The 20395-nt window shown below is 58.5% G+C and carries 20 protein-coding genes and 1 tRNA gene; 13 read left to right on the plus strand and 8 right to left on the minus strand.

Going from position 1 to position 20395, the window contains the following annotated elements:
* Positions 1 to 5: 5 nt before the first annotated feature.
* From CZ322_RS07410 to CZ322_RS07420, 3 genes are read right to left on the minus strand one after another with little or no spacing between them, the layout of a single operon-like run.
* Positions 6 to 1301: a DUF6688 domain-containing protein gene (locus CZ322_RS07410; RefSeq protein ID WP_087070784.1), complete on the minus strand. Its 1296-nt coding sequence runs from the start codon at positions 1299 to 1301 to the stop codon at positions 6 to 8.
* A gap of 58 nt (positions 1302 to 1359) precedes the next feature.
* The gene (locus CZ322_RS07415; protein WP_087070785.1) at positions 1360 to 1680 is read right to left on the minus strand and encodes an AzlD domain-containing protein; all 321 of its coding nucleotides are present in this window, start codon (positions 1678 to 1680) and stop codon (positions 1360 to 1362) included.
* Positions 1680 to 2417 (minus strand): AzlC family ABC transporter permease, encoded by a 738-nt coding sequence (locus CZ322_RS07420; protein ID WP_234984502.1) that lies wholly within the window; start codon positions 2415 to 2417, stop codon positions 1680 to 1682. The genes CZ322_RS07415 and CZ322_RS07420 overlap by 1 nt, the downstream gene beginning before the upstream one ends.
* 117 nt (positions 2418 to 2534) lie before the next feature.
* Here CZ322_RS07420 and CZ322_RS10385 point away from each other — a divergent pair, with 117 nt between their 5' ends.
* The gene (locus tag CZ322_RS10385) at positions 2535 to 3176 is read left to right on the plus strand and encodes an antibiotic biosynthesis monooxygenase family protein (RefSeq protein ID WP_087070787.1); all 642 of its coding nucleotides are present in this window, start codon (positions 2535 to 2537) and stop codon (positions 3174 to 3176) included.
* 345 nt (positions 3177 to 3521) lie between these two features.
* Positions 3522 to 4751 (plus strand): hypothetical protein, encoded by a 1230-nt coding sequence (locus CZ322_RS07430; protein ID WP_087070788.1) that lies wholly within the window; start codon positions 3522 to 3524, stop codon positions 4749 to 4751.
* A 306-nt stretch (positions 4752 to 5057) separates the two neighbouring features.
* Here CZ322_RS07430 and CZ322_RS07435 read toward each other — a convergent pair whose 3' ends face one another.
* Both CZ322_RS07435 and ppc read right to left on the minus strand, forming a co-directional pair.
* Positions 5058 to 5576 (minus strand): hypothetical protein, encoded by a 519-nt coding sequence (locus CZ322_RS07435; protein ID WP_143231882.1) that lies wholly within the window; start codon positions 5574 to 5576, stop codon positions 5058 to 5060.
* 266 nt (positions 5577 to 5842) lie between these two features.
* Entirely contained in the window at positions 5843 to 8671 is a 2829-nt protein-coding gene (gene ppc / locus CZ322_RS07440; RefSeq protein WP_087070790.1) for a phosphoenolpyruvate carboxylase, read from the minus strand.
* A 198-nt stretch (positions 8672 to 8869) separates the two neighbouring features.
* On the opposite strand from ppc, the gene CZ322_RS07445 reads away from it, so the two are divergent.
* The 8 genes from CZ322_RS07445 to CZ322_RS07480 all read left to right on the plus strand — a co-directional run bounded on the left by CZ322_RS07445 (position 8870) and on the right by CZ322_RS07480 (position 15829).
* Complete coding sequence (locus tag CZ322_RS07445) at positions 8870 to 9856, plus strand: sugar-binding transcriptional regulator (protein WP_159455015.1); 987 nt, start codon at positions 8870 to 8872, stop codon at positions 9854 to 9856.
* 296 nt (positions 9857 to 10152) lie between these two features.
* On the plus strand, positions 10153 to 10827 hold the full coding sequence (deoC, locus tag CZ322_RS07450; protein ID WP_087070792.1) for a deoxyribose-phosphate aldolase: 675 nt from the start codon (positions 10153 to 10155) through the stop codon (positions 10825 to 10827).
* Positions 10828 to 10974: 147 nt separating this feature from the next.
* Positions 10975 to 12381 carry an L-fucose:H+ symporter permease gene (gene fucP / locus CZ322_RS07455; RefSeq protein WP_320756889.1) on the plus strand — a complete coding sequence of 469 codons (1407 nt, stop codon included), beginning with the start codon at positions 10975 to 10977 and terminating at the stop codon, positions 12379 to 12381.
* Between the two features lie 54 nt (positions 12382 to 12435).
* A complete protein-coding gene (locus CZ322_RS07460) occupies positions 12436 to 13533 on the plus strand; it encodes an aldose 1-epimerase family protein (protein ID WP_087070793.1) in 1098 nt (365 codons plus the stop codon).
* Positions 13533 to 14441 carry a ribokinase gene (gene rbsK, locus CZ322_RS07465; RefSeq protein ID WP_087070794.1) on the plus strand — a complete coding sequence of 303 codons (909 nt, stop codon included), beginning with the start codon at positions 13533 to 13535 and terminating at the stop codon, positions 14439 to 14441. The genes CZ322_RS07460 and rbsK overlap by 1 nt, the downstream gene beginning before the upstream one ends.
* A gap of 168 nt (positions 14442 to 14609) precedes the next feature.
* A complete protein-coding gene (locus CZ322_RS07470) occupies positions 14610 to 14984 on the plus strand; it encodes a hypothetical protein (protein WP_087070795.1) in 375 nt (124 codons plus the stop codon).
* 59 nt (positions 14985 to 15043) lie between these two features.
* Positions 15044 to 15421: a hypothetical protein gene (locus CZ322_RS07475; protein ID WP_087070796.1), complete on the plus strand. Its 378-nt coding sequence runs from the start codon at positions 15044 to 15046 to the stop codon at positions 15419 to 15421.
* A 42-nt stretch (positions 15422 to 15463) separates the two neighbouring features.
* Positions 15464 to 15829 (plus strand): hypothetical protein, encoded by a 366-nt coding sequence (locus CZ322_RS07480; protein ID WP_087070797.1) that lies wholly within the window; start codon positions 15464 to 15466, stop codon positions 15827 to 15829.
* A 98-nt stretch (positions 15830 to 15927) separates the two neighbouring features.
* Here CZ322_RS07480 and CZ322_RS07485 read toward each other — a convergent pair whose 3' ends face one another.
* The 3 genes from CZ322_RS07485 to CZ322_RS07495 all read right to left on the minus strand — a co-directional run bounded on the left by CZ322_RS07485 (position 15928) and on the right by CZ322_RS07495 (position 17183).
* Entirely contained in the window at positions 15928 to 16617 is a 690-nt protein-coding gene (locus CZ322_RS07485) for a DUF981 family protein (RefSeq protein WP_026429366.1), read from the minus strand.
* Positions 16618 to 16623: 6 nt separating this feature from the next.
* Positions 16624 to 16875, minus strand: a complete 252-nt coding sequence (locus CZ322_RS07490; RefSeq protein ID WP_016442796.1) for a hypothetical protein — start codon at positions 16873 to 16875, stop codon at positions 16624 to 16626.
* 234 nt (positions 16876 to 17109) lie between these two features.
* Positions 17110 to 17183: transfer RNA gene (locus tag CZ322_RS07495), tRNA-Pro, on the minus strand.
* 306 nt (positions 17184 to 17489) lie between these two features.
* Between CZ322_RS07495 and CZ322_RS07500 the strand changes: the two genes are divergently transcribed.
* From CZ322_RS07500 to CZ322_RS07510, 3 genes are all read left to right on the plus strand, one after another.
* Entirely contained in the window at positions 17490 to 17939 is a 450-nt protein-coding gene (locus CZ322_RS07500) for an FHA domain-containing protein (protein WP_016442798.1), read from the plus strand.
* On the plus strand, positions 17932 to 18744 hold the full coding sequence (gene ftsR, locus CZ322_RS07505; protein ID WP_234984503.1) for a transcriptional regulator FtsR: 813 nt from the start codon (positions 17932 to 17934) through the stop codon (positions 18742 to 18744). The genes CZ322_RS07500 and ftsR overlap by 8 nt, the downstream gene beginning before the upstream one ends.
* Before the next feature lie 226 nt (positions 18745 to 18970).
* Positions 18971 to 20389, plus strand: a complete 1419-nt coding sequence (locus tag CZ322_RS07510) for a purine-cytosine permease family protein (RefSeq protein WP_016442800.1) — start codon at positions 18971 to 18973, stop codon at positions 20387 to 20389.
* Positions 20390 to 20395 lie beyond the last annotated feature (6 nt).

Genomic DNA, 20395 nt, shown 5'->3' on the forward strand with positions numbered 1-20395 from the left:
CGAAATTACCCGGCAGTGAAGTCCTCGCGGCGGCGGCCGGTGTATTGGATTGCGATGCGGTCCTCCGGGCGGGCGTCAACAAGGTAAATCACTGCCAGGAATAGCCATTCCAGGGGTTTCATGGCGATCCATACAGCGTCCGCCGCCAAGCGGCTGCGGACGAGTCGCGAGAGTGGGAAGCCATAACGGTTATAGACACTGCGGATTGCCCGATGCGCTTTCGGGGCCTTTTCTTCCAGGACCTGTTCAAATGCATTCGCGATGAGGAGCTGGCGGTTCACGGTGATGCGATGCCCGCCGCGTACGCCATCCCGGATCGGTTTGACTATCGCCGGGTGACCGCCGGCTGCCACGGTGCATAAATAGTGCTCGTCGTAGTAGGTATTGGGAGGGGAGATTCGCTGCGAAAGGGTCCAATCGCTTGTTTCCGTGAAGGCTTTGATGGCGGCGTTTGGTTCTTGGCCGAAAAGCACCAGAATAAGGAGGAAGATTCCCAGCACGGGTACCAGGCCAAGCAGGGCGAGGAGCGGCCAGTTTCGAGCTCGGGAAAGAATCTTTTCCAGGTAGGCGAGCACTCCCGATCCGGCCGCCTGAACCGCTTGTGGTGCTTGGTGCGCTTGGGAATGAAATTCGTGGATTTTCATGATGATCGTTTTTGCGGAGATCAGCAGCACCGCCGTGACCGGCAACAACAGGATGAGATTCTCCGGACCGCCAGGCCGGAATGTCTGAATAGTCCACGCGATAACAATGGCGTTGCCAAGATAGATGCACGAAAAGCAGAGAACCGTGAGAAGCGGTGGAATCTCGCTGAGCGGCTTGAGCCGCACGTAGAGGAAAGCTGCCGAGCAGACAATGCACAGCACCAGTAGAAATGGCTGAAAACCCGTGCGGATAGGCGTATGCGTCTGGTCGTTGACGAGCTGCACCGACCAGTCGGCATAAAAGACCACGCTGTATCTCATAGAGATGAGGGCCAGATGGAAACTAAGCGCTAAGAAGATTGTCCAAACATCATGCGCTGCCTCCATAACCGGCAGCGGCTTCCCCCGTATTGCGATGATCAGCGCGATCACCTGGTAACACGTGAGGATAATCGGGTAGGTGGTGACCCAGGGGAAAATAGCGAGGACGATCAATGAAAAAATGAATTCCTCTGGGCTAGATGAATATCGTGAACTGGTGAACACAGCGTGGATAACACGTAAAATGAACCAGGCGTAGACAATCACATAGGCAAGAAAAATCTGCGTGAGGTAGGGGTGCCGGATCACGAAACTTCGTTTGCGCGCCTCTGGCATGTGGATCCTCCTCACCAGTTGTCGCTCGCCTCCGGTGGCGCAAGCGTCACACCAGATTCTAGATCGCGAGCAGGCCGATGTAGGTAAGGGTGCCGGCGGCCAGGGAAACGAGCATGCGGCGCCCGGAAAGCTCGTGGGCCAGGATCGTGACCGCGCTGGCCACGCCCACGCGCAGCACAGATTCAGCAGACACCGGAAGCACTTCGTTGCGGACCATTGCCAGCGCCAAAATGACCAGCACCCCCACCGGGAGCCAGGCCGATAATGCTCGCACCAGGCGCGAGCGGCGCAGTGGATGCAAAATAAGGAACGGCACCCCGCGCAGGCACAGCATGAGAGCCAGAGAACCCAGCAGCACAGCAAGGAGATAGCCGGTCATTACAGCTCACCTTCCTCACCTGATGCGCCACGTGGGGAACGTGCGGCGTCGTCGTTCTTCTTAAAACGAGTGCGCACCACGAAACGCACCACTAAGAACAGCGCGAAAAGACTCATCGCGACGGGCAGCAGGGCGCTCGGCGCACATAGCTGTGCCAGCACAAACGCGAGGCCCGCGCCGAGCACGCCGGGAATATCGCGGCGCGCGTGGAACGCGTCCAGGGCGAGCACGATAAAAAGGGCGACGAGCGCGAAATTGACGCCGCGAATCTGGCCGGGAAGGAACCCACCAATCGCCACTCCCAGGAGCCCGCCGCCAACCCAGCACGCTTGGAGTACTGCTTGGAGGGAGACCAGCCGGCGTTGATTCCAGACGCCGGGATGCGAGGTGGTGATCGCGTAGGTTTCGTCGGTGAGGGAGTAGACACAATACATGCGGGCAAGCGGGTGGGTGAGCTGCGCGATGGGGTACGAAAACGCGTAAAAAACGTGACGCACGTTCACGAAAAAGATGGTGAGGAGAATCGTGAGGACCGGTGCGTGCGCACTAATAAGGGCGACGGCGAGCAGCTCGGCCGAACCGGAATAAATAAAGAAGGATAGCGCGGGAGCAAGCCACCACGGTTGGCCGTACTGGATAACAAGAAGTCCGAAGGCCATGCCCAGGGGGATCATCCCCAGGCCGGCGCCCGCGGCCATCTGTGCTCCGAAGCGGACATCTGATACGTGGGAAGGCATGCGCCCTATTGTGGCACCGGCGGGGGAGCGGAGGGCGAAGTTTCCACCATGCGGAGCATGGGGCGCCAAGAGAGTTACTATGGTGCACGTCCCATTGTTCTAGGTGAAGGAGCCTCCATGACCGTCGTGAAAATCAATGCTATTTCTGTTCCAGAGGGTGCTGGCGAGCACTTCGAAGCGCGTTTTGCGGCGCGCGAAGGTGCCGTAGATCAGCGGCCCGGTTTCCTGTCCTTCCGGTTGCTGCGCCCGCTGGAAGAAGGGGAGCGCTACCTGGTGGTCACCGAATGGGAATCCGAGGAGGATTTCACCGCGTGGCGCACCGATCCGGCCGCGCATCCGCGCAAAATGGATGCTGCCCGCCAGGCACCCGATAACGCGCACTTGGGGGCGCAGCTGCTCGAATTTGAGGTGGTCAACCTTCCCGAAGTCGAGCACGGGGAAACCCCGCAGGCAGGCTTTGTTTCTATCGTGGCGCTATCTTTCCTCCCCGGAATGGAGAAGGTTATTGAGCAGCGTTTCGCGGCGCGCAAGGCGGCCGTGGATGCGGCGCCCGGATTCTCCTTCTTCGAGCTGTGGCGCCCGGTGAGCGGGGTGGAAGACTACTACGTAGTGACCGGCTGGGATGCACAGGAATCTTACGACGCCTGGGCTGAGGCTCGGGAACGCGCTCCGCATAACACCGCGGATCAGCCCAAGAACCGGGGCCTGGATGTGACCCTGCACGGGTACGCGGTGGTGCAGCAGAGCATCAAGCGGTAGGTGCAGAATGCCGGGCTGAGGTGCGGCGTGAGGCGCGGCTACGGAAACGCAAGCCATCCTTGCGAATCCGTTCCTCACGAATCCGTTGTGGAATCGCGCCAATTTCGCGGCCTGGTTGTGGAAGATTAGCCGATATGTGAGGAGAAATAAAGACAAAGATTATAAGTTATTCTGATTGAGAAGTGAATGACATTATGCGCCCTGTCGCTTTGATCACTTAAGTGTGGTGTGGCTAATGTGGTGTCTAGAGAGTGCTGTGCTGCGCCTTCAACGGCTCTGCCACCACGGCTGACACCACCAGGCCGGCACCCATGGCGCTTTCCGCCAAGTTTTAAGGATCAACTCATGACAGAACATACAACTACGCCCGGAGGGGCAACTCCCGAGCGCGATTACCCTGAAGCAACGACGGCGCATACCCGCGCGGATCGCGAACGAGTTACCGCACGTCCGGTAGATGCCCGGGTGGCTTCGGCCGAGCAGTACTCGGCCGAGGATGCGAAGCCGGGATGGCGTTCCACTTTCCTGGGCGCTGATACCCCGGGCCGAGCCACCAATATGTCCTGGGGCTCCGTTTTCGCCGGTGTTGCCGTCGCGATCGCCACTCTGGTGGTCTTCAGCTTCCTCGGCGCGGCGATTGGCCTGGGCACTTTTGATCCGGCCTCCAGCAATCCCGGCGAAGGTTTCGGCTTCGGTATGGGGCTGTGGGCGGTGTGCTCCATTGTGATCGCCCTCGGTCTAGGCGGTTACGTGACGGGCGCGCTGGCCGTCAAAGGCGGGCTGCTGCACGGCCTGACCACCTGGGCCACCACGATTATTGTGGCCACCGTTGCGGTGTGGCTGGGTATTTCCGCCGCGCTGGGAGCTGTTGGTTCAGCCATCGGCTCGGTGGGTAACGCCGCAGGTAGCGCGGTAGGCGGAGTGGCGCAGGCCTCCGGGAATGCCGTTTCGGAGGCGGCCAGCGCTATTTCCGATAACCTTGATGTTCAGTGGGATAGCGTGGAAGCCCAAACGGAGAAGATCCTTGCCGATACCGGTGAGGAAACACTCCAGCCTGATTACCTGCGCGGCCAGGTGGACGGTGCCACGGACGATATCAGTGCAGCGGCCAAGGACCTCGTGGTCAATCCGGAGAATTACGAAACGATCCTTTCTGATCTGGGCGATTCACTCCAGCAGCGAGTTGATTCCGTGACGAAGGATATTGACCGTGATGCGGTGGCTAAGTCCGTTGCTGCCAATACGGACCTGAATGAGGATGAAGCTCGTAAGGCCGTGGACAACGCGGTAGAAGCGTACAACCAGGCGCAGGTCAAGGCTGAGCAAGCTCTTAATAACGCGGAAAAGACCCTCCAAGATGTGCAGGCTCAGGCCAAGGACCTGGTTGCGGAAGGCCGCGAGGTTGCTCAAGACGTCACCGATACCGGTTCCACCGTTGCTATCTGGGCCTTTGTGGGCCTACTGCTCTCCGCGATTCTCACCGCTTTTGCGGGTGTGTGGGGCTCGCGCGCGGTGGTTGGCCGCAATGATGCCGGTGCGGTGCGCCGCGATGCGGATGCTACGCGCAGGAAGTAGGCGTGCGGCGCATATCGCACGTGGCATGGAATAAATAGCCGCACGCTTGAGGCCCTCGCTAACACGTCGCGCAGCGATGTGACCGGCCAACGGCTGGAGAGAGCTAAGTATTGGGCCGGGTCAGGTACCGAAATTCAGGTACGTGGCCCGGCCCGTTATTTTACGGAATAATTAGCCGAGTTTCCTGAAGAAAGCAAACTAAGGGGCGGGTACCGCTTTCTCGGTACCCGCCCGTGTACAGATTGGGTTGGTGCGCGGTAGCTGCGTCGTCGTTCCGGCATCGCGCCACCGCGCAAAAAGCCGCGCCTAGCGCTCCCGGTCTTCCAGATATCGAAGCAGCACTGCTTCGTATCCGTCCAGCGCGCCCTCGGGATCCTCCGCCGCCTTCTCAAGGAAGGGGATCAGATCGGGCCCGGTTTTCTCCATGACGTTCAGACGATCCGGATTCATGTAACGGAAAGCCTTTTCCATAATATGGCGGAGAATAGTCTGACCGATTGCCGCATAAGAGAAAGCCACCGACTTATGATGCGAGAAACCGCCATCTTCGAGAGCCCGGGAAAGCCCCTGGAGCTGGCGGGCGAAATGCACCGTCAGCTTCGGGTTGCACAGGAGAACCTCGCCCAGCCCGTTGTAATCATCCAGGGTGCGCCGCAGATTGGCATCTGCCTGCTCGATGGCATCGTGCCAATCGGTGCCCGCGTGCACAATAGGTGTTTCATCGGCAGCGCGCCGAATGACTGCCTCAACGATGTCCTGACGGCCATCGTAAAGGCGGTACACCGCGGGGGTCGCGACCCCGATCTTGCCTGCAATATCACTCATAGTGAAGGTAAAGACGCCAACCTCCTTCGCTGCGCGAATAACATCGTCAGCGTTGAAGCGTTGCTTCCTACCCACTCTTCTTCTATATGTTCGTTCCACGGTTTCAGTTTAGTGTAAAAATAAGTCCAGTGTCGCCCGAAACACAGGTTTTTTCTTAATAAAAGCCACAGAAAGTAAAAATGAGGCTCAGCACCGGCGCCTTTGCCGGTCCCGAGCCTCCTCCGCGCGGTGAGATCGCCGCACGCTTTATACGGTTCTCATAACGTTTATCCCGTATTCTTCATTCCAGCAGAAATGCCGTTAATCGTGGTGAGCAGGGCACGCTGCTCATCGGCCGATTGCGCCTTGCCGGAAAGCCCATCAACAGCGGCCGCATTCGCGCGCACCCGCGCCAGCAGCGCCACCTGAAGGTAATGAATCGGTTTGAGATATTGGTCACGAATACGCAAGGTGCGCTGGAGAACCGGCTGGGTATCCAGAAGATCGTCCTCGGCCAGCAGTGCTTCAAGCTCGCGTACCGTCAGCTCGTATTCTTCGCGAATCTCCGCGTAGATATGGTGGAGTCGCTCGGGCACCAGGGTGCGCACATAATGCCCGGCAATATCCATATCAGTTTTCGCCAGAGTCATTTCAATATTGGACATCGTGGTGCGGAAGAACTGCCAGCTGCGCACCATCTTCTTGAGGTCCTCACCGTACCCGGCTTCACGCGCGGCCCGCAGCCCGGAACCGGCACCGAACCAACCGGGCACAATCTGGCGAGATTGAGTCCAGCCGAACACCCAGGGAATAGCCCGCAAGCCATCCAAACCCTTTTCCGAGGTGGTGCGCTTGGAGGGGCGCGAACCGATATTGAGATCACCTAGCAATTCCACCGGGGTGGAGGTCACGAAGTATTCGGGCAGATCTGGATCATCGGCGAGCACCCGATAGCGCTGGTAAGCCGCCCCGCTGAGGAAGTCCATGACTTCGTCATAGCGGCTGAGCGATACATTGCTATTACGCGGTTCGCGGTGCAGGGCGGAAGCTTCCATGACCGCGGCCAGGGTGAGGGAGAGGTTCTCCCGCGCGAGGGCCGGCAGGGTGTACTTATCGGAAATAACCTCGCCCTGTTCGGTGAACTTAATTTCGCCATCCAGAACGCCGTAGGGCTGCGACAAAATCGCATCGTAGGTGGGCCCGCCCCCGCGCCCCACGGAACCGCCACGGCCGTGGAAAAGTCGCAGGGTCACGCCGTGCCGAGCGGCGACATCGCGCAACTGGCGCTGCGCCTGGTGGATCTCCCACTGGGAAGTCACCACACCCGCATCCTTATTGGAATCCGAGTAGCCCAGCATAACTTCCTGGCGGTTACCCCGCAGCCGCACAATTTCCCGATAGGAAGGATCGGAGAGCAGGGTATCGAGGATCTCCCCGGCCCGGCGCAGCTCCGGCACTTCTTCCAGCAGCGGAGCAAATCCCAGATCGGCACGCTTCTCCGCGCTCTCCAGATCAATAATCCCCGCTTCGCGGGCCAGCAGCGCCACGGAGAGGATGTCATCGGGGCCGTGGGTCATGGAGACCAGATACGTGGTAATGGCATCCGTCCCGTAAATCTTATGGGCCTGGCGAATCGCCCGGAACACCTCGAAAGTCTTTTGCGAACTCTCCGTCAGCGGCGAATCATCAGTGTTGATCAACGCGGGTGCCAGCGGACGCGCGGAGGCCAGTTCCCGCCCCAGTAGCGCGGTGCGTTCCTCGCGGCTGAGCGTGGCGTAATCCGCCTCCAGCCCCCCGAAACGATTAAATAATTCGCTCAGCAGCTCAAAATGTTTCTCGGAGTGCTCACGCACATCCAAAATGACCAGCCCCAGGCCCATCCCGTGAATAATCTGCTGGGCGGTGGCGAGCAGCCCGTCGGCCACCCGTTCCGCGCCGTGGCGGCGCAGCGCATCGCGCAGCAACTGGAATTCTTCTTGAATTTCCGTTCCGGTGGCGTAGTCATGGCCGGGAATATGCTCCGCGCCGGTGGTGATGCGGGCCTTCGTATTATTGAGTTTCGAGCGAATGGCGCCCAGCTTGAGCCGGTAGGGTTCTTCCGCGTAGAGCGCCCGCGAATCTTCATCCACGAGGTCCGGGAAGCGGAAGTCCTCTTCCAGGGAGGCCAGCAGTGCGGCGTCGTCGCCCGAAAGACGCGAGGAAATCGACAAGCTGAGCATCGCGCGGTTCACGAACCACACGGCAATATCGATAGCGGTGCTGGACTGGAGCCGCAACACATCGGCCGTGACATCCGCGGTGACGTACGGGTTTCCGTCGCGATCCCCACCGATCCAGGAACCGAAACGGATCGGGACTGCGTCTTCGGGCAGGTGGGCGCCGTAACGTTCCAGTTCGTCGCGGAAATCCGTGATGACATCGGGAAGGGTATCCGTGTAGAGACTGCGCAGGTACCACATGACATTGCGGGCCTCGTCCAGGGGAGTGGGCTGCACGCGGCGCAATTCGTCCGTGAGCCAGATGCTCTCCATCACCGAGGCGAGTTCGCGATCCTGGCGGGCGCGTTCCTCGCTACCTTCTTCCGTTTCCGTTTCCACAATTTCGGAGACGCGGCGCAGCTTGGTCAGCACGGCGCGCCGTTGCGCTTCGGTGGGGTGAGCGGTAAAAACGAGGCGAATATCCAGCGAATCGACGGTTTTTTGCAGGCCCTCCAGCCCGACCGCGTCATAAATACGGGAAATCGCGCGCGGAACCCAGGATTCAGCCGGATCCTTATCACCAATAACCTTGATACGGAACGTTTGTTCCGCCGCGTTGGCGAGCAGGAAGTATTCCGCGAAGGCACGCGTGAGAATAATAGCGGTATCCGTGGACATATTATCGAGGGAGCGCTGCACTTCCGAGGCGGCCGTTTCCGAATCGAGATCGCGCGCCGCCGCCCGGACTTTCTCAATGAGATCGAGGGTTTCTTCCCCGTGCTGCTGGGCAATTTCCTGACCGAGCATCGTGCTCAGGCGCCGCACAACCGCGCGCAGCGGTGCATCGAAATCTTCGGGGGAGCGGGCCGTGGTGCGGTCAACGGAGTCGTGGAGCTGAATATCTTGGTCGTGGCTCACTAGATCTACTCGCCTCTCCTTGGGGATCTCACCGTCGCGGTATCGGCCGATGCACAGCTGTGGCGCGTGCCGGTGCCGATGCCGCTTTCCATCCTAACGCTAAGGCCGCGCCCGGGTGTAATCACAGGTCCCGGGTGGAACGACGCCGCGGCACCTGCGTTGTTACGTGCGCGCGGAGGCTCGCTTACACTTGCGATGATGAGGTACGACGAGGTGGTGCTGGTGGACTCTGGTGTTGTGACGCGGGATGGGCTTTCTGCGCGGGATATTGATGCGCTCGACGCCGCAAAACTGTATTACTCCGGACTCAGCCAGGACGAGGTAGCCCAGCGCATGCACCTGGCCCGTTCCACGATCTCCAAGTTGCTCAGCCACGCCCGCAAACGCGGCTTTGTTCGCTTTACCGTGAACGACCCGCGCGAAGATGACGCGTTCCTGTGCGCGCGGTTGAGCGAGCGTTTCAATTTATTGGATGTGCGCCTGGTCAGCCCGCCCAGTTCCGCGCCGGAGGATATGCGCGAAGCCCTCGGGCGCGTGGGTGCGCAAGTGCTCAGTGAACAGATTCGCGACGGCGACGCTATCGGCATCTGCCTCTCGCGCACCACCGAAGCGGTCTCCCGCCATATGCCCCGTATCCCGCGCAAAGGCGTGGCGATTATTCAGCTGACGTGCTGTATTGGGGCGTGCGTGCGCACCATTGATGAAACGATGGTGATGGAGCGCATCGCCGCCTCCTGCGGTGGGCAGGCCGTGTATTTCCAGCTCCCGGCGTTTCTTAGCGCCCAGCAACGTGAAGATCCGGATATCAAGGCGCGTTTGCGGGCGACCCGCACCCAGCGGGCCAGCACCCGGGTGGTTCTCTATACGGTGGGGGATGCCCGCTCGAATCTGGCTTATTTGGCGGGTTTCCGCCTGGATGATGCGGATATGACGCGGCTGCTCACCACCTCGGTTGGTGATATCTGTACCCATTTCATTACCGCACAGGGTCGGGTATGCCTCCCGGATCTCAATAATCGAGCCACCGGGATTAGCCTGCCCGAATTGCGCGAGAAGGAACAAAAAATCCTGGTGGCCGGCGGGCCGGATAAACTCCAGGCTATTTATGCAGCCCTGGCCAATGGTTATGTGTCGCGCTTGGTTACCGATGTGGGAACCGCGCGGGCTTTGACGATGATGAGCTAGGCACTCCTCGCGCCCGCGGAACATATGTTCCTTTCGCGAACATCGGTGGCAATATCGGCGCGGCGCATTCGCGCGGCAGTGACTTTTCCGCGCGCTGGCGGGCTTATGGGCACTTCCGGTGCGTGGGGCGGTGAAGGGGCAGCGCGTGGCACTCGGCGGCGCTCTCACCTAGATTCACTCGTGAACACCGTAAAACGGTGTCGTATTAGTAGCGTGAGGCTGGTAGGGGAGACTACGGTAGTGGAGTTTCCGGCTATCAGCATGAGTCACGGTGGGAAACATACAAAGGAGTCATGATGCCCGCTCTCGATCATTATTCACGTCCCGCACAGCTCATCGACCACACTCTTTTGCGTGCCGATGCCCGCCGCGCCGAGATAGAAGAACTGTGCGCCCAGGCCCGCGCCCTGGGAACCGCCTCGGTATGCGTCAATCCGGTGTGGGTGGAGACCTGCGCGAAGCTGCTTTCCGGTAGCGATGTCAAGGTATGCACGGTTATTGGATTCCCTTTGGGAGCCAGTACCTCCGCAACCAAAGCATTCGAGACGCGCGACGCTATCACGCACGGCGCTACCGAAGTCGATATGGTTATCGATCTTGGGGCCGCGCGCGATGGCCGCTGGGAAGATGTGGAAGCTGATATCGCCGCGGTGGTGGGGGCAGCTAAACCGGCCGCCCTGGTCAAGGTCATTATTGAGATCTGTCTACTCAGCGATGATGAGATCGTGCGTGCCTGCCAGGCCGCCCAGCGGGCCGGCGCGGATTTCGTAAAAACTTCGACCGGCTTTTCCTCCGGCGGGGCAACGGAGCACGCCGTCGCCCTCATGCGCGCAACAGTGGGGGAGCAGATGGGAGTGAAGGCGGCCGGAGGGATCCGCAGCGCCGCTGATTTCCGCGCCATGGTGGAGGCCGGAGCCACTCGCATCGGCGCTTCCGCGGGAGTCCAGATCCTCGCCGAATTACAGCGCTAAGCAAAGGAAGAAGCCCAAGGGCGGCCGTAAGCCCCGGCACAACAACAAACACAACAACAACCGAATATTTCCTCCCGGGAGGTGGGGTGGCAGCGACGCCGCGGCCCACCACCCGCGGGCGGATATTGACAAAAAGAAGGACTACTCATGTCACAACAACCGGGCAATGAAGCCCATATGCGGCCCGCAATAACGCCGCAACAAGAAGAATACGGGGTTCCCAATACCAGCTTCGGCCTCATTAAAGATCCCTCCCTTCAGCTGCGCGACGGTTATCTCAACCGCACCCCGCTGCTCCAATACATTCTTATTTCCATTTGTTTCCCCCTGTGGGGAGCCGCGGCGTCCCTCAATGACGTACTCATTACCCAATTCAAATCAATTTTCGAGCTCTCGGATTTCGCCTCCGCCTTCGTGCAATCGGCTTTTTACGGCGGGTATTTCCTGCTGGCTATCCCGGCCTCGCGGGTGATCCGGAAGTGGTCGTATAAAAGCGGGATCTTGGTGGGCCTGAGCTGCTATATCATCGGCTGCACGATGTTTTTCCCGGCCTCCCATATGGCAACCTATTCCGTTTTCCTGGCGGCGCTCTTCGCTATTGCGACCGGGCTTTCCTTCCTGGAGACCTCCTGCAATACCTACTCCACCATGATTGGCCCGCGGCGCACCGCTACCCTACGCCTCAATATTTCCCAAACCTTCTACCCGCTGGGTTCCATTTTCGGAATTCTGCTCGGTAAATACCTGATTTTCACGGAAGGGGAGGCGCTGCATAAGCAGCTCGATGACCTGAGCGGCCTGGAGAAAACCCAATTTGCGCAGGAAATGCTCCAGCGCACCTTGCAGCCTTATAGGTTCATTATTCTGGTGCTCGCCGTCGTACTTATTCTGGCGGCGCTCACGCAATTGCCGTCGTGTAAACCGCTCAACGCCGCGCACCACCAGTCCCGGGCATCCATCGGCGAAACGCTGCGCTATCTTCTCCACAATAAGCGCTTCGGCACCGGGATTCTCACCCAATTCCTCTACGTGGGTATGCAAACGGCGGTGTGGTCTTTCACGATTCGCCTCGCCCTCACCCTCGATACCTCCATTAATGAACGCACCGCGAGTAACTATATGGTGTGGGCTTTCGCGGCGTTCTTTACCGGAAAATTCATCGCTAATATTCTCATGACGAAGCTCAACGAAAACCTGGTGCTCGTGCTGTATTCCCTGGCCGGGGTGGCGGCCCTCAGCTACGTGGTGCTGGTGCCGAATATGACGGCGGTCTACGCCGCCATCGTGACCTCCGGGCTCTTCGGGCCGTGCTGGGCCACCATTTATTCGCGTACCCTCGACGCCATCGAGGATAAGCGGCATACGGAAACCGGTGGCGCCGTTATCGTGATGTCCATTATCGGCGGCGCGGTGATCCCCGTTATTCAAGGGTTAGTCTCGGATAAGACTGGGTCGATGCAAACATCCTTCATCGTGTCGCTGTGCTGCTTCGTGGCGGTGCTCATCTACTTCTTCTCTATTTATCGTAAAGATCGCGCGGGCGCTGCGGCATAACCGCGCACCATCGTGTTTTTTGAGACGTCACTGTTATGAACAAAGGAGATCATTATGACGTTCACTATTAATCTGCGTGAGGACCAGTTCACCGAGGCACCGCGTTGCCTGGCCGAATCCCCCGAGTTTCGCGTGATCGCGCAACGCTATCCTTCGGGCGTTGCTGCGCTGACTGTGCATAATTCGCGCGGATATATCGAGGTCCTTCCGTTTATGGGCGGCATCATTTGGGACGCCCAATTCGATGGTATCTCGCTGCGTATGAAAAATATGTTCAGCCAGCCGCGCCCCGCCCGCGAGATTTCGGATACGTACGGCTGTTTCGCTTTCCATTCCGGCCTGCTCGCGGCCGGTTGCCCGAGCCCGGACGATACTCACGTGCTGCACGGGGAGTTTTCTTGTGCCGCGATGGATCGCGCCTGGATTGAGATTGACGGTTGTGGGAACGACGGCGCTATTCGGCTCGCCTCCACCTATGAATACGCACGTGGATTTGGCGATCATTACCGTGCCACGCCCACGGTTTCACTGGGCGCCGGGGCTACCGATTTCATCATCAGTATGGATGTGGAGAATCTTTCTCCCTGCCAGCCGATGCCGCTCCAGTACATGTGCCATATGAATTATGCTTTCGTGCCAGGCGGCGTCATGCGCCAGTCGCTCCCGGCGGGCAGTTTTCAATTGCGCCGCTCGATTCCCGCGCACGTCACGCCCACGCCGGAATGGATCGAGTTGAATAACCGGATTATCGCCGGTGACATTGATGCGGATTCCTTGGAAGGTGCGGAGAGCTTCAATCCGGAGATCGTGTACTTCGCCGATGATCTGCCCCGCTACGGGCAGAGCGCGCGTTTTGAGCTTACTGCCCCTGAGGGACACGCTTTCTTCACAGAATTTTCGACGGCGCAATTCCCCGTGGCGACCCGGTGGATCCTCTGGACTTTAGACCAGCAGGTGGCTGCTTTTGTTCTTCCGGGAACCAGCCGGCCCGAAGGTTTCTTGGCCGCGAAGGAGGCCGGCACTCTTATTTGGGTGGAACCTGGCGGAACCCGGAGTTTCCGGGTCCATACTGGCCTGGTACCGGAAGGGCAGGCCACGGAGCTTTCTCATTCCCGCAGCGCGAAGAACGATACAGCAGAAGAGGCACACTAATGGATATCGCAGTAATCGGCTCGAATATGGTCGATCTTATTTCCTATATCAACCGTATGCCGGGAGACGGCGAAACAGTGGAGGCACCCGATTTTGCACTCGGCTGCGGTGGGAAGGGAGCCAATCAGGCGGTGGCCGCGGCACGCCTGGGTTCGGCGGTGCGGATGGTGACCCGGGTGGGTAATGACCTCTTTGCCGATAATACAGTTGCGAATTTTGAGCGCAACGGGATTGATACCACCTATGTGCTGCGTACCGCGGCAACATCTGGAGTGGCTCCTATTTTCGTCAATCCGGATTCCCAGAATTCCATCATTATTGTGCAGGGTGCTAATTCCTTGCTAACTCCGGCCGATATTGATGCCGCAGCGGCGGAGATTTCCAGGTGCAAACTGATCGTTTTGCAGCTGGAGATTCCCCTGGAAACGGTCTATTACGCTATTGAATTCGGGGTAAAACACGGTATTGATGTGCTTCTCAACCCGGCGCCGGCTCAGCCGGATCTGCTGCTTTCCCGGGTGCGGGCCTGCACCTATTTCACACCTAATGAAAGTGAGCTCTCGCTACTCACCGGGATGCCGGTAGAAACTATTCCGGATGTTCGCAATGCCGCGCATACTTTGCTGGAGGCGGGGATGCGCAACGTTATTGTGACGCTCGGCGGTAGGGGAGTGCTCTGGGTGGCCGATGGCGTGGACATGCTGCTGCCGGCAACACCGGTGGAGGCGGTGGATACCACCGGAGCGGGCGATGCCTTTATCGGGTGCTTCTCCCATTATGTGGTGGCCACCGGCGATATCGAGTATTCATTGCGGATGGCCAATCGGTACGCTGCCGATTCGGTAACGAAACGCGGCACCCAAACCTCCTACGCCAGCAAGGAGGAATTCGCTCTCCTGCACAGCTAGACGGCGGTAGGGGATGCGGATCCGCACTCTGTTATATCCCCGCGCGCTGAAAGGCGCGTAGAAAGTGGCGGCCAGGGGCTCTTTCGGGAGTTTCCTGGCCGCAACTGCGCTATAGTGCCAATAAGAACAATGCCGCATACTGTACCGAGCCGTCCGTGAGGGGAAATAATGGAGCGAGGCTGGCTTTTTCATCCCGAAGAGAAATATCAATTTCACCACGTATGGGATTATGACAACCAGCATCCTGATGCGTTTTACGAGATCAGTTTTTCTAATGGGGAATGTTATCGGGCGGTCTACTACACCTCGTTCGAAAGTGATAACGCCGGTGAACTCGACATCGAAATGGACGATCCCCTCTACGACGAGTTCTTTGTCATGGATTTCGAGATTTTGGAAATTGTCCACGACGGCCCGCGCCGGTATAGCAATTTCCTCGCGGTTGATTACCGGGACTTTCCCGAGAAAATTATCGACATCACGACCAACACCGTGGTTTATCCTCCAAATTCAGCTCAGAATTCGGAGGATAGACATGAGTAAACCATTCCCTTCAAAGACGGGAGCTCATATTGTTTCTGCCGTGCCAAGGGAGGAATACCATGCGTCCAAAAATTGACCATCCCGAAGAACACGTGCAGGCAGGTCATCTGGAGCAATACCACTGGAATCATCAAAATGCGCGCTACCACATCGCTTTTTCAGATGGTGAAGAATATATCGGTGTTTTCGATACAGCCTACGAAAGTGACAATGCCGGAGAGCTCGGGATAGAGATGGATAACCCCGAGTACGATGAGTTCTTCGTTGTTGATATCGAAATCCAAGAGATCTTGCACGATGGTTCCAGACGCCTCAACCAATACCTGTCACTTGATTACCGGGACTTTCCGGAAAAAATTATCGACATCACGACCAACACCGTGGTTTATCCTCCAAATTCGCTGACTCGGGCAAAGATACCTACTATTCAAAACTGAGGCTCCCATCGCCCCCGCCACACCGAGAAAGGGGAACAATAAGTGACCGGCATCACCCATCCAGAGGAACGAGAGCAAGTAGATGTTCTTGAGGCGTACTACTGGGATCATCCGGATGTGTACTATCGCATCGTTTTCGCCGATGGTGAGGAATACATAGGAATTTTTTTCGCGGCATTCGAAAGTGATAATGCTGGCGAGCTTGGGATTGAGATGGATGATCCCCAATACGATGAATTCTTCATCGTCGCGATTGAGATTGTGAGTATTGTTCACGATGGTCCTAGACGCCTCAACCAATACCTTTCGCTCGACTACCGGGATTTTCCGCAGAAGATTATCGACATCACGAACGGTGTTGTGCTCTATCCACCTTCGTCTCATTGTCCGAGCAGTACCGCTCAATAACAATCCGCGGGGCCCGGCTACTCGTGACGAGTAGTACCGAACCCCGCGGATTATTTTGGCGGTAGCGGTGAAAAACTACCGCGCGATGATGAGATTATTTAGATATAGGAACCGTCCGGTTGCGGGAAGAAGCCCACGTGGCTGTAGAACACCGTGAAGGACAGGAAGATCCACAGCATGCCCACGCCCCAGGTCAGGATGGCGGCAATACGCGCCACCCACTTGCTATCCGGAACGAAGGGGGAGAGGATCGCCGAAACCCCGGTGCCCACGTACAGGAACATGACCAGCAGCGGCTCGATGAGCGATCCGGCCATGAGGCGTGCAACCGGCTCGATTTCCGGGGGACGCCACATACCGAAGTGCATACCCGCGATACCGAAAAGCACCAGCCCGAAGCCACCGATAGCAGCCACGTAGAGAAGCGGACGCAGCGTGGCCACCAGATCGAGGGGGCGCACACCCTTATCCGCAAGCTTTTCAGCGCGCAGAATTGCAATACCGGCGATGAAGGTCAAAATCCCGTAGAAGGCAGCCGGCTCACCGAAAGTGATGTTATCAACGGAGCAGCAGAAAGCGCCGTCGATCTGGGCCAGCGGCCAGGTCAGGGTCATATGGATACCGGTAATTCCCAGGAAGGCACCGGTAGCGACGAAAGTCCAGCCCCACCCGGCCAGGGTGCGGTGATTCGGGTTCGCAGCCACGCGGGCGAAAAGAACCACGAGCACCATAATCGCACCGGCAACGAGCGCCATGGTGGTGTTATAAGTAATACCTTGCATGAGCATGGCCCGTTACCTCCTTTCCGAAAGCAGGAATTGGCGGATGGACATCAAGGCGATGGAAGCGGCAAAAGTGATGCACCAGCTCAGGACGCCAAGATCCTGCCCGGTACTTCCGCTTGCCGTGGCCCAGAAGACCAGCCCGATAACGAGTCCAAGCGCGAGGACAACCCAGGTGGCTTTAGCGAGGAGCGACGCCCACCTGGCAACCTTGTGCTCCTCTAGGTCAGTGGGGATACCACTGAAATCTTGATGATTTTCCATGTGTCAAGCATAACTTAAATCGCCCAGACTTTTATCAGCTTGCGTGGAGCATTTCTTCGGACAATAGTCCCGTGTGACGCAAATCGCTGAAAACTCGCCATTTTTGCAAAATTTTAGTTGTAGTACGACGACGCTGCGTGTCTCACCACCCGGAATGGACTCAGCAGCACGCCGGTACAGAAACCCGGTATAAGAAAATTCCCGAGACGCACTGCTGGCATCCCGGGTAAAACGTCGGGCTAGCGGGATTTGAACCCACGACCCCTTGACCCCCAGTCAAGTGCGCTACCAAACTGCGCCATAGCCCGAAGCGATAAGAAAACTTAGCGCTATCCCCGCCCCGATAACATGATTTCTACATCAGATCATCGCCACGTGGACCACATGAGATTACCTCAAACGAATAGAAAAAGACAAATCCCAGAAGGTGACATAGCCCGCTCTTCGTGCAGTGCCTCGATATGCCCGACGCAGCACCGCGATACGTCCGGCACAGTGCCGCAATACCCCTAGCACCGGATGCCTCACTAGAGTTATAGCCCCAAATCGTTATAGGATTGTTACCGATAAAGAGGCGCCGGAGGGAGTTCTCCAGGGCAGTGAAGGAGAGGCATATGGCTGAACAATTTGATCCGAGGTCGGCCGCACCCGCGCCCACGGAAACATCTCGCTTCACCGCTATTGGCGCGCAGCCCGATCAACCGGTAGCTGAACGCCATCTCAGCCCTCAAGAATGCACCGCCATTGATGCCCTGCCTGCCGGCTCGGCGCTCCTCATTGCACTATCCGGCCCGAATTCCGGGGCCCGGTTCCTCCTCGATGGGGAAGTGACGAATGCGGGGCGTTCCCCGCGGGCGGATATTTTCCTTGACGACGTTACCGTCTCTCGCAAACACGTGCAGTTCTTCCGCCGTGGCGATACGTTCCACGTGCGTGATTCCGGCTCCCTCAATGGCACATACGTCAATCGGGAACGGGTAGATGATGCCGTGCTCCGCACCGGCGATGAAATCCAAATCGGAAAATTCCGTCTGACCTTCTATGCTTCGCGAGCCGGTGCGTGATACACCGGTGATATCTCGCGCTTCTACGGCCACCTCGGATTCTTCTTTCCCGCCCGCTTCCGCTGCGCGCCGCATGCGGGCGGATGGCAGCCCGAGCACCTGGCCCCATGACCTCAGCCACGAACCAACCCTGCGCATCGGGGAAGTTCGCCGTGCCCTCACCGATGAATTCCCTATGCTCTCGGTTTCGAAGATCCGGCATTACGAATCCATCGACCTTATTTCTCCCTATCGCACCGCGACCAATCAGCGGCTGTTTTCCACCTCGGATACCGAGCGTTTGCGTTTCATCCTGAGGGAACAGCGTGACCGTTTCCTGCCCCTCGACCAAATCCGGGAGGAGCTGCGCCAGCTCGATGAGGGCATCATTGAGGCACCGGGCCGCCCCGGGGGGATGCGCGCCGTCGCCGCACCGGAAGTGCGCCGCCCGAAACCGGGCGAACGTATCACTCAAGCCGAATTGGCCGATATGACCGGGGCTGCGCTGGGCACGATTGAAGAGCTCGTCACCGCGGGAATCCTCGCCACCGATGCGCGCGGGCGCCTATCCGCGCAATCGGCGGATATCGTGCGCTACTGCGTGATGCTGCTGGAAGGCGGCTATGACCTGCGCCAGATTCGCAGCGTCAAGAATTCCGCGCACGCCCAGGCGGTGATGATTACCACCCAGTTGGCCACAGAGCTGGCGAAGAAAACCCCGGTTGCCTCCGAACGCGCCCTCAACCAGGCCGCTGAGGATGGCACCACCATTGCCCGGCTTTACGGCGCTCTCCTCACGGAAAACGTCGAAGTGGAACTGCGCTAAATCGCATCACGTAACACCGGACAACACGTTGCGCACCGCCGGACATCCCCGGCATACACTCGCGCTTCACGGCCCTAAAAATGCAGCTCACGGGGCTATTTGCGCAAAAGTGAGCCACGCCGGGCAGACAGCACCGCCCACCCAGGAGTAGGGTGGCAGTACAACTTCATATCGATTGAACCGAACCCAGGTCATGCTGGGCACCTCAACTAGCAGGAGACAATTAATGTCAGGTTCTGTGGAAACCCAAGGTATCGACCTTGTATCGCCCCACGAAAGGTACGGTCGCCCCCGCGATCTTTTCTTCCTGTGGGCGGGCACAACCACTAATATTTTTACCGTGTCCTACGGCGCCATGCTGGTGCTGCTTTACGGACTTTCATTCACGCAAGCGCTCGCCGTTATCGTAATCGGCAACGTTATCGCATACCCGCTTCTCGCGCTAACCTCCATTCAAGGGCCGCTAACCGGCACCACCACGATGACCATTTCGCGAGCATCACTCGGTACTCGCGGAGCTCGTATTAATGGAGTTTTGTCCTGGCTGATGCTCATCGGCTTCGAAGCCGGGGGACTCATTCTCGTTTACTATGCCTGTGAGGCACTCCTCGCTCGTGCGGGTATCGCCCTGGAGGGCGGCGCGCAGATTACCGTCGTCGTTCTTCTTGCGGGTATTCAGCTTCTTCTTCCCCTTCTTGGCCACCGGATACTCATGGCAGCACAAAAATACGCAACCATGATTTTCACGGTGGCTTTTATTGTGTTAGCAGCCCTCATTATTCCGCAGGCCGCGCCGGGCGCCTCCGCGGGTACCGATTCGCTCTTCACCATGATTTCTGCAACCTCGCTCGTTATTGTTTCGGGCGGGCTTTCCTGGGCGCCAAGCGGAGCAAATTTCTCCCGTTATCTACCCGCTAATTCTTCGCCACTCGCAGTGGGAACCTGGGCGGCGCTGGGTGGGTTTATTCCCTACGTGCTACTCCAGACCCTCGGGGCCGCGATGGCAACTGTAGCGGTTCCCGCTGAGGTGGAACTTTCTAATCCGCTGGCCGTCCCGGCGATCCTCAGCCCGGCGTTTGCGGTACCTTTCCTCATTCTTGTTATGGTCGGTTTGCTGCTCCAAAACGGCACCAACCTCTATTCTTCCGGCCTGAATTTGCAGACCGCCGGTATCCACGTTCCGCGCATGGTTATCGTGTGCATCGATAGCCTCATCTGCGTGGCCATCTGCATTTTCGCGATCCAGCAGGAAGCGTTCTACAGCCTCCTCAATGCTTTCGCCGCCTCGCTAAGCATCTGGCTGGCGCCGTGGGTGACCGTATATTTGCTGGATTGGGTGGCCCGGCACGGCACCTACCATCTTTCCGGCCTGGCCATTGAATCCCACGGCCCGTACTGGGGCAGCGGTGGGGTGCGCTGGTCCGGAATGGCCGCGCTGCTGGGCGGCATGCTCTGCTCAGCGCTCTTCACAAACTCTGGCTACCTGGTGGGCCCGCTCACCCGACTCCTCGTGGATGTGCCCGCCGCGGCACCGGATCTGTCCATTCCCGCCGGAGTGATCGCCTCCGCGCTAATCTACCTGGCTCTGCGCCCGGTGCGCGAACGCGAACGCGCTGCCCGCCGGGCCTTCATTACCGCTGCCTAAAGGCCG

The organism is Actinotignum timonense, from assembly GCF_900155575.1.
In the GTDB taxonomy this organism is placed as follows: domain Bacteria; phylum Actinomycetota; class Actinomycetes; order Actinomycetales; family Actinomycetaceae; genus Actinotignum; species Actinotignum timonense.